Raw genomic sequence first — 13,412 nt, 5'->3', positions numbered from 1 at the left:
TAAAACCGCAAACAGTTGCGGGCAGTACGGCGCGACGGAAGGGCACGGCAGACAGATGGCAGCAGGCGCAGGCAATACGCAGCGCACCGCACCCATCCGCACCTGCATCGCAACCCGCGAAACCCACCCCGACACCGAGCTGCTGCGCGTTGTGGCCGACCCCGACGGGTCGGGCAGGATTATCGCAGACCCGACTAGGTCGCTGCCCGGACGGGGAGCGTGGATTACCCCGACACTGGATGCGTTAGAGCTTGCGGAGAAGCGCAAGGCCTTCGGCCGAGCGCTCCGCGTGTCCACACCCGTGGATGTAGGTCATGTACGGACGTACCTCGCGAATACCCGCGAACGACCCAAGGATAGGAAGACCGAACACTGATGAGTACGCAACCATGAAGCAGCATCAGCGATGAAAGTCGATGACAACGTCTAGGGGTCAGTAGCCGCCGCATCCGGCGAACCGGCACTGGCTCCTAGCAACAACACAGAGGAGACCCGTGCCCGGAAAGCTACGCGTTCACGAACTGGCTAAACAGCTCGGCGTAACAAGCAAGGAACTACTCGCAACCCTGAAAGACCAGGGCGAGTTTGTAAAAACCGCCTCATCCACCATCGAACCCCCGGTGGTGAAGAAGATGAAGGCGTTCTACGGATCCGGCGGAGACAACGCCGGAGAGGCGAAGAGCCAGGCAAAGCCCGGCGCCCCGAAGCCGGGTGCCGCGAAGCCGTCCTCGCCGAAGCCCGCAGCAGCAAAGCCCGGTACAGCGAAGCCCGCCGCCGCGGCCAAGCCGGGCGCACCCGCCGCTGCCAAGCCCGGTGCTGCCAAGCCCGGTGCTGCCAAGCCCGGTGCTGCCAAGCCTGCCGCCGCGGCCAAGCCGGCACCCGCCCAGTCGGCTGCCCCGAAGCCGGGCGCACCCAAGCCTGGTGCTGAGGCACCGAAGGCGGCGCCCGCTCCCAAGCCGGGCGCGCCGAAGCCGCAGGCCCCCGCAGCCCGTGAGGGAGGCGCAGCATCTGGCGCCATGCCTCGCCCGATGCCCAAGCCGGGCGGCCGCCCCCGCGTGGCCAACAACCCGTTCTCGTCGAACACCGGCGGTCCGCGCCCCGCGCCCCGTCCCGGTGGCGGCCGCGGACCGCAGGGCGGTCAGGCAGGGGCCGGCGGCGGCCGTGGCCGGGGAGGCCAGGGCGGCGAGCGTGCTGGACAGGGTCAGGGACGTCCCGGCCCCCGTCCGGGCGGAGGCCGTCCGTCCCCGGCGGACATGGTGGCGCACCCGTCACCGACCCAGATGCCGACCAAGTCTGCCACCGGCGCCCGCGGGCGCGGAGGACAGGGCGGATCTGGCGGCGGCCGCGGTCGCGGTGGTCAGGGCGGCCCCGGCGGCCCGGGTGCAGGCGGCGGTTTCCGTGGGCGCGGCGGTCGCCGCGGCGGCACCGCCGGCGCGTTCGGTCGTCCCGGCGGCGCTCCCGGCCGCGGACGCAAGTCCAAGCGCCAGAAGCGCAACGAGTACGAGGAGATGCACGCACCGAACGTCATCGGCGGCGTGCGCCTGCCCGACGGCGGCGGCAAGACTGTCCGCCTGCGTCAGGGTGCGTCCTTGGCTGACTTCGCCGAGAAGATCGGTACCGACGCATCGAACCTGGTTCAGGCGCTGTTCAACCTCGGCGAGATGGTGACGGCTACCCAGTCCGTGCCGCAGGAGACCCTGCAGCTGCTGGGCGCCGAAATCAACTACGACGTCGAGGTCGTCTCCCCGGAGGACGAGGACCGCGAGCTGCTCGAGTCCTTCGACCTGCAGTTCGGCGAGGACACCGGCCACGAGGACGAGCTGATGCAGCGCCCGCCTGTCGTGTCCGTCATGGGTCACGTCGACCACGGCAAGACCCGCCTTTTGGACACGATCCGCCACGCCAACGTCGGTTCCGGCGAGGCCGGCGGCATCACCCAGGGCATCGGCGCGTACCAGACCACCGTCACCTTGGACGGTGAGGAGCGCACGATCACCTTCCTGGATACCCCGGGCCACGAGGCGTTTACCGCCATGCGTGCCCGCGGCGCCCAGTCGACCGACTTGGCCATCCTGGTGGTCGCCGCGGACGACGGCGTGATGCCGCAGACGGTGGAGGCGATCAACCACGCCAAGGCGGCGGACCTGCCGATCGTGGTCGCGGTGAACAAGATTGATAAGCCGGAGGCGCAGCCGGAGAAGATCCGCGGCCAGCTCACCGAGTACGGCCTCGTGCCCGAGGAGTACGGCGGCGACACGATGTTCGTCGACATCTCCGCGCGCAACAACACGGGTATCGACGACCTGCTCGAGGCGGTCCTGCTCACCGCGGATGCCGCGCTCGATCTGCGCGCCAACCCGGACATGGACGCCCAGGGCCTGGCCATCGAGTCTCACCTGGACCGCGGCCGCGGCCCGGTATCCACCGTGATCGTGCAGCGAGGCACGTTGCGCGTCGGAGACTCCATCGTCGTGGGCGGCAACTTCGGCCGCGTGCGCCGCATGGTCGACGAGTGGGGCAACGACGTGGAGGAGGCGGGCCCGTCCCGTCCGGTCCAGGTCCAGGGCCTCAACGGCGTTCCCGGACCCGGCGACAACCTGCTGGTGGTCGAGGACGACCGCGTCGCTCGCCAGATCGCCGCGCAACGTGACGCCCGCAGGCGTTCCGCCATGCAGGCGCGCCGCAAGAAGCGCGTCTCCCTGGAGAACCTGGATGCGGCCCTCAAGGAGACCAGCCAGCTCAACCTCATCCTCAAAGGCGACAACGCCGGTTCGGTGGAAGCCCTGGAGGAGGCTCTGCTCAAGCTCGAGGTTGATGAGGAAGTCGAGGTCAACATCATCGACCGCGGTGTCGGTGCGGTGACGCAGACCAACGTGGTTCTCGCCGCGGCGTCGGACGCCGTCATCGTGGCCTTCAACGTCCGCTCCGAGGGCAAGGCGACCGAGGAAGCCAACAACGAGGGCGTGGAGATCCGCTACTACTCGGTGATCTACCAGGTCATCGACGAGGTCGAGGCGGCCCTGAAGGGCATGCTCAAGCCGATCTACGAGGAGCGCGAGATCGGTGCCGCGGAGATCCGCCAGATCTTCAAGGCGTCCGCCGTAGGCCTCATCGCCGGCTGCATGGTCACCGACGGCAAGGTGCGGCGCAACGCCAAGTGCCGTCTGGTGCGCGACGGCAACGTCATCACCCCCGACGCGACGATCGAGTCGCTGCGCCGGGAGAAGGACGACGTCACCGAGGTGGATAAGGGTTACGAGTGCGGCATGGTGCTGTCCTACCCGGACATTCAGGTCGACGACGTGATCCAGGTCTACGAAATGGTAGAGGTTCCGCGCACCTAACTAAGGGCCAGCGGTTCTTAAGGCCCCATCTCCCTCGCGGAGGTGGGGTTTTCCCACATGGTTAGAATGAGCGGGTACCACAGGTGCCCGGCTAGAAGGAGACGGAGACGACATGGCAGACAACTCACGTGCGCAGCGGCTGGCGAAGCAGATTCAGACGATTGTCGCGTCCGCCATTGAGCGGGAGGTGAAGGATCCTCGCCTGGAGCTGGTCACGGTCACCGACGCCCGCGTCACCGGCGATCTGCATGACGCGACCGTGTACTACACGGTGCGCGGCCGCAACATCAGCGACGAGCCCGACTACGATCAGGCCGCTGAAGCGCTGCACCGCGCGCGCGGCCAGATCCGCAAGATCGTGGGTGACCAGCTCAACGTGCGGTTCACCCCGACGATCGCCTTCGAGCTGGACACGGTGCCGGAGGCGTCGGCACGCATGGAGGAGCTGCTCAGCCGAGCCCGCGCACGCGACGCGGAGCTCGCCCGCCTGCGCGAGGGCGCAGCCCCCGCCGGCGAGGGCAACCCGTATAAGACGGTCGAAGAGTAGGGCGATGCAGCTTCTGTTCCCCGGGCGCGAGGAGGATTTCCGCGAGGTCGCCCGCCTGCTTGTCGACGCCCCTTCGGTCGCCGTCGTCACCCACATCAAGCCCGACGCCGACGCCGTCGGTTCCGCGTGTGCGCTGACGGCGGGGCTCCGGCAGCTGGGCATCAGCGCCACGGCCTACATCGGCCAGGATTTTCCGCACCCGGAGAACCTGGACACGGTGCCGTTTGTGGACGAGATCGTCTACACCCATAACGCGCCCGAGGGGGCCCTCGTGGTCACCGTCGACTGCGCCTCGGCGGACCGCACGGGCGCGTTCCGGCCGGTGGTCGAGTCCGATCGCGGACGGGTGGTGGTGATCGACCACCACGCCTCCAACCCGCTCTTCGGCGGCACCAACCTCGTGGTGGGGTCGGAGTCGACGACGGTGATTGTCCGCGAGCTGTTTACCTACCTCGGCGTCGAACTCGACGCGGACCTGGCGTACTGCCTGTATGCGGGTCTGGTGACGGACACGGGGAGCTTCCGCTGGGGCAGCCCGCGGATGCACGCGCTGGCGGCCGAGCTCATGGGCTACGGCCTGGACACGCGGCAGATCGCGATGGATCTCATGGACGCGATGACGCCGTCCGATCTGCGCGAGGCGGGGAGCGTGCTCGCCGAGCTCGAGCTGTTCGAGGCCGGCGGGCTCACCGTGGCCGTGTTCACGGTGGATGCTGCCCGCATGGCGGCGATGAGCCAGAGGGCTGTGGAGTACATCATAGACTATTCGCGCAGCGTGCAGGGCGCGGACATCGGCATGGTGCTCAAGCAGTACGGCCGGGCCTATTGGAACGTCTCGCTTCGCTCGTCCACTGTCGACGTCTCCCGTATCGCCACGCGCCTCGGCGGCGGTGGACACATCCCCGCCGCCGGCTACTCCGCGAGCGGGTCGCGGGACGATGTCGTTGCGGATGTGCTCCGCGCTCTGAGATGACCGCGGAACCCCGCGCGGAGGTGACCCCGCGCCGCGTCCTCGCCCTGGCGCTGCCGGCGCTGGGCGTGCTCGCCGCCAACCCGCTGTACCTACTGCTGGATACCGCGGTGGTGGGTCGCCTCGGCACCGCTGAGCTTGCGGCGCTCGCGGCCGGCACCGCGGTGCAGTCCACCGTGACGGTGCAGCTAACCTTCCTCTCCTACGGCACGACGGCGCGCGCGTCGCGTCTGTTCGGCGCCGGCAGGCGGGCCGACGCGGTGGCGGAGGGAGTGCAGGCCACGTGGGTCGCGGTCCTCGTGGGTGCGGTACTGGCCGCGCTGGTGTCGCTGTTCGCGGAGCCGATAGCGCTGTTTCTCACCAACGACGCCGCGGTCGCGGCGGAGTCCGCCCGCTGGATGCGCGTCGCCGCCGCGGCGATCCCGCTGACGCTGGTCATCATGGCGGGCAACGGCTGGATGCGAGGCGTACAGAACACGCGCTTGCCGTTTCTGCTCACCCTGTGCGGGCTCGTTCCCGGCGCGGCCGTGCTGCCCTGGAGCGTGTCGCGCTTCGGGCTTGTGGGATCCGCCTGGGCGAACGTGCTGGGCATCGGGATTACCGCCCTGCTCTTCCTGCTCACCCTCGTGCGCGAGCACGGGCGGCGGGGCGGGTCCTGGGCGCCGGAACCCGGGGTGATCCGCAGCCAGCTGGTCCTCGGCCGCGACCTGATTCTCCGGTCGATGTCGTTCCAGGTGTCCATGCTCGCGGCTGCGGCTGTTGCCGGCCGGTTCGGCGTCGCCGCGCTCGCCGCGCATCAAATCCTCCTGCAGCTGTGGAACTTCCTCACCCTCGTGCTCGACTCGCTCGCCATCGCCGCGCAGACCTTGACGGGTGCGGAGCTGGGCAGGGGAGAGGTGGCGCAGGCCCGCCGGGTGGGCGAGCTAGCCACGCGCTACTGCCTGATGTTCGCGGTCGCGCTGGCGACGGTCTTCGCGCTGGCGGGGCCGGCCATCTGGTCGCTTTTCACTGACGACGCCCGCGTGGTGGCGCAACTGGGCACCCCGTGGTGGCTGCTGGTGGCCATGATCGTTCTGGGCGGGGTGGTGTTCGCGCTGGACGGCGCGCTCCTCGGGGCCGGGGACGTGGCTTACCTGCGCACTCTGACCATCGCGTCCGTGCTCGGCGTGTTCTTCCCGGTTACGCTCGCGTCGATGGCGTTCGGGTGGGGCCTTCCCGGGGTGTGGGGCGGCCTGGCGGCCTCCGTTGTCATCCGGCTGGCCGGGGTGTTTGTTCGATTCCGTTCGATGAAGTGGGCGGTTGTGGGTGATGGCGTGTGATAGAACGTGGAGACATGGCAACAACCACCTCGACCACGACGCTGTGGGCGGTCTCGGACCTGCACGCCGCCGTGAAAGCCAACGGTGCCCGGCTCGACGAGATCCAGCCGGCGGACCCGTCCGACTGGCTCATTGTCGCCGGCGACGTGGCCGAGAAGCTGGAACTCGTCGTGGACGTGATGGAGACACTGGCCGCCCGCTTCGACACCGTGCTGTGGGTGCCGGGCAACCACGAGCTGTTCTCTCGTTCCTCGGACCGGTACCGGGGGCGCGAGAAGTATGACACGCTGGTCAAAGCCATGCGGCAGATCGGGGTCATCACCCCGGAGGACACCTACCCCGTCTTCGGCGGGGTCACCATCGCCCCGCTGTTCACGTTGTACGACTACTCGTTCCGCGGCCCCAACCTCACGGTGGAGGAGGCGGTGGCGGCCGCCCGCGAGAAGAACATCATGATGACGGACGAGTTCGCCATCGCCCCCTTCGTGGACATCCGCGCGTGGTGCTGGGACCGCCTCGCGTACACCACCCGCAGGCTCTCGCGTATTGACGGCCCGACGATCCTGATCAACCACTGGCCGCTGGTCCAGGAGCCGGTCACCCGGCTGCGCTGGTCCGAGGTGGGGCTGTGGTGCGGGACCCGACACACCCGGTCGTGGGCGAAACGCTACCATGCGAGAGCAGTAATTTACGGTCACCTGCACATGCCTGGGGTGACAACGGTCGACGGCGTCGAGCACATTGAAGTGTCCCTCGGCTACCCGCGCGAGTGGCAGTCCCGCCCGCCCAGCGCGGCGCCGGTGCAGTGGCCGTACCCGGTGATGGAGGTGACACACTGATGCAGTACCCGGCACTTTTCCCGGAGGCGGCGCGGTTTGTCTACCTGCGCACCAGCGAGGCCACGGATTTGACCAATTACCTGGAGTTGCACCCGGAGGAGCAGGGGCTCGTCAGCCAGGCCGTCGATAAGCGCAAAGGCGAGTTCGGGGACGCGCGGTGGTGCGCCCACCAGGCGTTGAGGGAGCTGGGCGTGCCGCCGGGGGAAGCGATTTTGAAGGGCGATAGCGGGATGCCGCTGTGGCCGGAGGGCTACACCGGCTCGCTGACGCACACGGACGGGCTGCGCGCGGCGGTGGCGGCGCCGAAGACGCACGTGCTCTCGATGGGCGTGGACGCCGAGCCCGCTGAGCCGCTGCCCGAGGGCGTGATCGACCAGATCGCGCGCGCGGCCGAGCGCCACCGCTTCGACATGATGAAGGCCGAGGGCCACAACTGGGCCGGCAGGCTGCTGTTCTGCGCCAAGGAGGCCACGTACAAGTGCTGGTTCCCCATGACGCGGCGCTGGCTGGGCTTCGAGGAGGCGGAGATCGACCTGCGCCCAGACGGGACGTTTGTGTCCTACATCCTCGCGCGGCCCACCCCGGTGCAGTTTTTCGAGGGCCGCTGGGTAGTGCGCGGCGGCTACGTCGTCGCCTCCGCGTGGGTGGAGGTCTAACGTCTCGACGGCGCTAGAGCGTCGAGGGTCGCGCCACGAACACTGTGGCCAGGCGTTTGCCCTGCTCCTTGACCAGAGCGACGGCGCGCCCGTCGGGGCCGACGGCGGCGTGCACGCCTTTCAGTCCGCGGGGGGCGAGCCATTTGCCCATTGCCAGCGCGTCGTACTCCTCGGCGGTGACGGGAAGGACCGGCCAGGCCCGGGTGAGCGCGTCGTCAAGCGTCAGGGAGAGCGCGGGGGAGGTTTCCAGGGCGGCGAGCGGGGTGGCGTCGGCAAGCGTGAAGGCTCCGACTGCTTCGCGACGCAGCGCGGTGAGGTGCCCGCCCACCTGCAACGCCTCGCCGAGGTCGCGCGCGAGCGAGCGGATGTAGGTGCCCTTGCTGCAGTGCACGCGCGCGTCGACGTCGACGAATCCCGCCTCCCTGCGCACCTGCGCGACCTCGAAGGAGAACACGGTGACCGGGCGGGCGGGGAGGTCCACCGCCTCGCCCGCGCGCACCAGTTCGTGGGCGCGGCGCCCGCCGACCTTGATGGCGGAGACGCTGGAGGGGACCTGCATGATCTCGCCGGTGAGTCCGGCGATGCCCGCGCGGATGTCGGCGTCGCTTATGCGCGAGGCATCGGCGGTGGCCAGGATCTCGCCCTCGGCGTCATCCGTGGTCGTGGTCTGGCCCAGGCGGATGGTGGTGGAGTAGACCTTGTCCTCGGCCACGAGGTGGGCCAGGAGTTTGGTGCCGCGCTCAATGCCGGCGACGAGCACGCCCGTGGCCATCGGGTCGAGCGTGCCCGCGTGGCCGACTTTGCGGGTGCCGAAGGAGCGGCGCAGGCGGGCCACGACGTCGTGGCTTGTCATGCCCGCGGGCTTGTCCACGACAACAATTCCCGAGGTTGCGAGCGGGTCAGGGGCGAAACTCATAGTGAAACAGTATGCCGTAGTCTATCTACCGTGGATATTTTGCGCGGCCTGAAGCAGGTGCCGGACACCCTCGGCGCGTCGGTTGTCACCATCGGGGTGTTCGACGGAGTGCACCGCGGGCACCAGCTGCTCATCGGCGAGGCAGTGCACCGCGCCCGTGAACTCGGGGTGCCGTGCGTGGTGATGACGTTCGAGCCGCACCCCGTCGCCGTCTTCGCCCCCGACCGCGCTCCGAAGGCCTTGTTCCCCTTTGAGGAGCGCGCCCGCTTCATCGCCGAGCTGGGCGTGGACTACCTGCTGGTGATCGATTTCCGCGAGGAGCTCGCCGGCCAGAGCCCCGAGGCCTACGTGCGCGACGTGCTCGCCGGGCGCCTCGGGGCGCGAGCGGTTGTCGTGGGGGAGAACTTCACCTTCGGCAAGGACGCCGCCGGCACCGCCGAGACCATGCGCGAGCTGGGGCAGCGTTACGGGTTCGAGGTGGTCGTCGTGCCCCTGCTTAACGACGCCGGCGTGCGGGTCTGCTCGACAGCCGTGAGAAGCGAACTCGACCGCGGCGACATCGGCGCGGCCGCGGACTTCTTGGGCCGCGCGTTCTCCGTCACGGCGCTTGTTGAGCGCGGCGCCGGCCGCGGCGGCCGGGAGCTGGGCTACCCCACGGCGAACCAGTACCTGGACACCGTCTCGGCCCTCCCCGCCGACGGCGTTTACGCCGGCTGGCTCACCATCGTCGACGACGGACCCATCGACGGGGACATGGAGCCGGGCGTGCGCTACCCGGCGGCGATCTCGGTGGGGACGAACCCCACCTTTGGTGACGCCCGCCGGAGCGTCGAGTCCTTCATCCTGGGCCGCGACGCCGACCTGTACGGCAGGCTGGCGCGCGTGGAGTTCGTGGCCAAGGTCCGCGACATGGTGAAGTTCAACTCCGTCGATGACCTGCTGGCCAACATGGCCCGCGACGTGGAGACAACCCGCAACATTTTGGAAAGGCAGCCGCAGCATGGCTAAGAAAGTAATCCTCGACCTCGACACCGGCATCGACGACGCCCTCGCTTTGGCCTACGCCCTGGGCTCCCCCGAGCTCGAGCTCATCGGCGTGACGGGAACCTACGGCAACGTGCTGGTGGACACGGGCGTGCGCAACGCACTGGCCATCCTCGAGCTGTTCGGGCGTGACGACGTCCCGGTGTTCGCCGGCCCCGACCACGCCCGCACCCGGGACTCCTTCGAGGTGCTGGAGGTCTCCGCGTTCATCCACGGCGACAACGGCATCGGCGGGGTCGTGCTGCCCGAGCCCGCCGCAAGCGTGCAGGACACCTCTGCGGTGGACTTCCTCACCCAATCGGTGGCGGCCTACGGCGACGATCTGGTGATCGTTCCCACCGGCCCGTCGACGACGATCGCGGCGGCGATGGAGGCGGATGAAAGCTTCGCCGAGCGCGCCCACATCGTCATGATGGGCGGGGCGCTGACCGTGCCGGGCAACGTCTCCCCGTGGGCGGAGGCGAACGTGAGCCAGGACCCGGAGGCGACCGACCTGGTGTTCCGCCGCGGCCGCGATGTCACCATGATCGGCCTCGACGTGACCCTGCAGACCCTGCTCACCTACAACGAGACGGCGCGGTGGCGCGAGCTGGGCACCCGCGGCGGCGACTTCCTGGCGGACGCCACCGACTATTACATCAAGGCCTACGAAACCACCGCGCCGCACCTCGGCGGCTGCGGGCTGCACGACCCGCTGGCGGTCGGTGTGGCCGTCGACCCGTCCTTGGTCACCCTGCTGGACATCAACTTAAAGACCGACGTCGAGGGTGAAACCCGCGGCCGCACGATCGGTGATGAGACCCGGCTGAGCGACCCGGTCAAGACAGCGCACGTTGCCGTCGCCGTGGACACCGGGCGCTTCGTAGAGGAGTTCATGGCCCGGTTGACCGCGCTGGCCGCCTCCACGCCCGCGCGCTAAGGGGAGCGCGCGGGCCGGGATTTGGGGTAGGGGCCCGCCTCCGCTAGACTCAACGCTCGGCTTTGACTGCGGTTCGCGGCAGTCGCCCCTTTTCTTTCTCGCGGACTGAAATAACTAAAAGGAGAACCCTCATGGCGCTGACCACTGAGAAGAAGTCTGAAATCCTCAAGAACTACGGTCTGCACGAGACCGACACCGGCTCGCCCGAGGCCCAGGTCGCTCTGCTGACCGAGCGCATCAACACCCTGACGGAGCACCTGAAGTTCCACAAGCACGACCACCACTCCCGCCGCGGCCTGCTCCTGCTGGTCGGCCGCCGCCGTGGCCTGCTGAAGTACCTGCGTGAGAACAACGTCGAGCGCTACCGCGAGCTCATCTCGCGCCTCGGCCTGCGCCGCTAATCCGCGCTCCGTACGCTTACCGCCCCGCGCCTCGCGCGCGGGGCGGTTTTCGCGTTTCCCAGACCTGCTAGAATCGTGAGTTGTTGTCAGGAAAACAGCTAGACGGCGGCACCGACGACCGCCGGAGACACCCAGGGAAAGGGATCTTTTTTGAGCACGCACACCCCCAACAACTCCTTCGACGTCTACGTGGACGAGGAGTTCGGCATCACCGAGGCCACCGCCGTGCTGGATAACGGCGATTTCGGCACACGCACGATCCGGTTCGAGACAGGGCAGCTCGCCCGCCAGGCCGACGGCTCCGTCACCACCTACCTCGACGACGACACGATGCTATTGGCCACCACGACCGCGTCGAACCAGCCGCGCGAGGGCCTGGACTTCTTCCCGCTGACCGTGGATGTCGAGGAGCGGATGTACGCCGCTGGCAAGATCCCAGGCTCGTTCTTCCGCCGCGAGGGGCGACCCTCCACCGAGGCCATCCTCGCCTGCCGCCTCATCGACCGCCCGCTGCGCCCCACCTTCGTTAAGGGCCTGCGCAACGAGGTCCAGGTGGTCATCACCGTGCTCAGCATGGCCCCGGATGAGTACTACGACGTCGTGGCCATCAACGGCGCGTCCGCCGCGACCCAGCTGTCCGGCCTGCCGGTCTCCGGCGCGGTCGGTGGGGTGCGCATGGCTCTTATTGCCGACGACGCGCACAAGGACGGCCAGTGGGTCGCCTTCCCCAACCACGAGCAGCACACTCAGGCGCTCTTCGAAATGGTCGTCGCCGGGCGCATTGTGGGCGAGGACGTGGCCATCATGATGGTGGAGGCAGGCGCCGGGGACGACGTCGTCACGCTTGTGCGAGGCGGCGCCCCCGCGCCGACCGAGTCAAAGGTGGCCGAGGGGCTCGAGGCCGCGAAGCCCTACATTAAGACTCTGTGCCAGGCGCAGGCGGCGCTTGCCGCGGAAACCGCCAAGGAGACGGCCGAGTTCCCGCTCTTCCCCGCCTACACCGACAAGGTGTACGCGGCGGTGGAGAAGAAGGCCGCTAAGAAGCTCGCCACCCTGCTGACCATCAAGGGCAAGCAGGACCGCGACGACGCCACCAACGCCTACATGGCCCAGGTGGAGGACGAGCTGCTGGACGCGTTCGATGTCGCCGAGGGCGACGAGGACCACGACGCAACCGTGAAGGAGATCCGCGCGGCCTACAACGCCGTGATGAAGTCCATCGTGCGCGAGAAGATCCTCACCGAGGGCTTTCGCATCGACGGGCGCGGGGTCACCGACATCCGCGACCTCGAGGTCGAGGTCGAGCTCATCCCGCGCGCCCACGGCTCCGCGCTGTTCGAGCGCGGGGAGACCCAGGTCCTCGGCGTGACCACCCTGGACATGTTGAAGATGGAGCAGACGCTGGATTCGCTGCACCCGCAGACCTCCAAGCGCTACATCCACCACTACAACTTCCCGCCGTACTCCACGGGTGAGACCGGCCGCGTCGGTTCGCCGAAGCGCCGCGAGATCGGCCACGGGGCGCTGGCCGAGCGCGCGCTCGTGCCCGTGATTCCGTCGCGCGAGGACTTCCCGTACACCATCCGCCAGGTGTCCGAGGCGCTCGGCTCCAACGGTTCGACGTCGATGGGTTCCGTCTGCGCCTCCACGCTGTCGCTGTACAACGCCGGCGTGCCGCTGGCCGCCCCGGTCGCTGGCATCGCGATGGGTCTCGTCTCCGGCGAGGTCGACGGCGAGACGAAGTACGTCGCGCTGACCGACATTTTCGGCGCCGAGGACGCCTTCGGCGACATGGACTTCAAGGTCGCCGGCACGCCCGAGTTCATCACCGCGCTGCAGCTGGACACCAAGCTCGACGGCATCCCCTCCGAGGTCCTGTCGTCTGCGCTCGAGCAGGCGCGCGACGCGCGTGAGGCGATCTTGGACACCATGTCCGAGGTCATCGACGGGCCGGACGAGATGAGCCCGCTCGCGCCGAAGATCACCGCGATCAACGTGCCGGTGTCCAAGATCGGCGAGGTTATCGGCCCGAAGGGCAAGATGATCAATTCGATCACCGAGGAAACCGGCGCGGAGATCTCGATCGAGGACGACGGCACGATCTACGTGTCGGCCGCCACCGGCGAGTCCGCGGACGCGGCGATCGAGAAGATCAACGGCATCGCCAACCCGCAGATGCCGAAGGTGGGGGAGCGCTACCTGGGCGCCGTGGTCAAGACCGTCGCCTTCGGCGCGTTCGTGTCCATCCTGCCCGGCACCGACGGCCTGGTGCACATCTCCAAGCTCGGCGGTTCCCAGCGCGTGGAGAACGTCGAGGATGTCATTAACGTCGGTGACAAGATCGAGGTGGAGATCGCCGACATCGACAACCGCGGCAAGATCTCGCTCGTGCCCGTCGAGGACGAGTCGTAGAGAGATACCGGGAAGACCTCAGCGCGAAATCGGGCCCAAAAACGG

12 protein-coding genes are annotated in these 13,412 nt (G+C 68.6%); 11 read left to right on the top strand and 1 reads right to left on the bottom strand.

Annotated elements, in window-relative coordinates; all coding sequences use genetic code 11:
• Window positions 1-55 precede the first annotated feature (55 nt).
• The 7 genes from BLS40_RS03955 to BLS40_RS03925 all read left to right on the top strand — a co-directional run bounded on the left by BLS40_RS03955 (window position 56) and on the right by BLS40_RS03925 (window position 7,675).
• Complete coding sequence (locus BLS40_RS03955; RefSeq protein ID WP_092149073.1) at window positions 56-376, top strand: YlxR family protein; 321 nt, start codon at window positions 56-58, stop codon at window positions 374-376.
• A 118-nt stretch (window positions 377-494) separates the two neighbouring features.
• Window positions 495-3,344 (top strand): translation initiation factor IF-2, encoded by a 2,850-nt coding sequence (gene infB, locus BLS40_RS03950; RefSeq protein WP_092149070.1) that lies wholly within the window; start codon window positions 495-497, stop codon window positions 3,342-3,344.
• Between the two features lie 112 nt (window positions 3,345-3,456).
• Window positions 3,457-3,891, top strand: a complete 435-nt coding sequence (rbfA, locus tag BLS40_RS03945; RefSeq protein WP_092149067.1) for a 30S ribosome-binding factor RbfA — start codon at window positions 3,457-3,459, stop codon at window positions 3,889-3,891.
• 4 nt (window positions 3,892-3,895) lie between these two features.
• The gene (locus BLS40_RS03940; protein WP_092149064.1) at window positions 3,896-4,864 is read left to right on the top strand and encodes a DHH family phosphoesterase; all 969 of its coding nucleotides are present in this window, start codon (window positions 3,896-3,898) and stop codon (window positions 4,862-4,864) included.
• Window positions 4,861-6,180: an MATE family efflux transporter gene (locus BLS40_RS03935; RefSeq protein WP_092149061.1), complete on the top strand. Its 1,320-nt coding sequence runs from the start codon at window positions 4,861-4,863 to the stop codon at window positions 6,178-6,180. Before BLS40_RS03940 ends, BLS40_RS03935 begins: the two co-directional genes overlap by 4 nt.
• A gap of 14 nt (window positions 6,181-6,194) precedes the next feature.
• Entirely contained in the window at window positions 6,195-7,019 is an 825-nt protein-coding gene (locus tag BLS40_RS03930) for a metallophosphoesterase family protein (protein ID WP_092149058.1), read from the top strand.
• Complete coding sequence (locus BLS40_RS03925; protein WP_092149055.1) at window positions 7,019-7,675, top strand: 4'-phosphopantetheinyl transferase family protein; 657 nt, start codon at window positions 7,019-7,021, stop codon at window positions 7,673-7,675. The genes BLS40_RS03930 and BLS40_RS03925 overlap by 1 nt, the downstream gene beginning before the upstream one ends.
• Window positions 7,676-7,688: 13 nt before the next feature.
• Here the strand turns inward: BLS40_RS03925 and truB are convergent, their stop codons facing one another.
• Window positions 7,689-8,591 carry a tRNA pseudouridine(55) synthase TruB gene (truB, locus tag BLS40_RS03920; RefSeq protein ID WP_092149052.1) on the bottom strand — a complete coding sequence of 301 codons (903 nt, stop codon included), beginning with the start codon at window positions 8,589-8,591 and terminating at the stop codon, window positions 7,689-7,691.
• A 30-nt stretch (window positions 8,592-8,621) separates the two neighbouring features.
• On the opposite strand from truB, the gene BLS40_RS03915 reads away from it, so the two are divergent.
• From BLS40_RS03915 to BLS40_RS03900, 4 genes are all read left to right on the top strand, one after another.
• Window positions 8,622-9,599 (top strand): bifunctional riboflavin kinase/FAD synthetase, encoded by a 978-nt coding sequence (locus BLS40_RS03915; RefSeq protein ID WP_092149049.1) that lies wholly within the window; start codon window positions 8,622-8,624, stop codon window positions 9,597-9,599.
• Window positions 9,592-10,554 (top strand): nucleoside hydrolase, encoded by a 963-nt coding sequence (locus BLS40_RS03910; protein ID WP_092149046.1) that lies wholly within the window; start codon window positions 9,592-9,594, stop codon window positions 10,552-10,554. Before BLS40_RS03915 ends, BLS40_RS03910 begins: the two co-directional genes overlap by 8 nt.
• Before the next feature lie 131 nt (window positions 10,555-10,685).
• Entirely contained in the window at window positions 10,686-10,955 is a 270-nt protein-coding gene (gene rpsO / locus BLS40_RS03905) for a 30S ribosomal protein S15 (RefSeq protein WP_092148981.1), read from the top strand.
• A gap of 150 nt (window positions 10,956-11,105) precedes the next feature.
• Window positions 11,106-13,367 carry a polyribonucleotide nucleotidyltransferase gene (locus BLS40_RS03900; RefSeq protein WP_092148978.1) on the top strand — a complete coding sequence of 754 codons (2,262 nt, stop codon included), beginning with the start codon at window positions 11,106-11,108 and terminating at the stop codon, window positions 13,365-13,367.
• The last annotated feature ends 45 nt before the right edge of the window (window positions 13,368-13,412 follow it).

It is taken from the genome of Corynebacterium mycetoides, assembly GCF_900103625.1.
Classification (GTDB): domain Bacteria; phylum Actinomycetota; class Actinomycetes; order Mycobacteriales; family Mycobacteriaceae; genus Corynebacterium; species Corynebacterium mycetoides.
The sequence above is the reverse complement of the archived record's forward strand: the minus strand, read 5'-3'. Positions and strand labels throughout refer to the sequence as shown.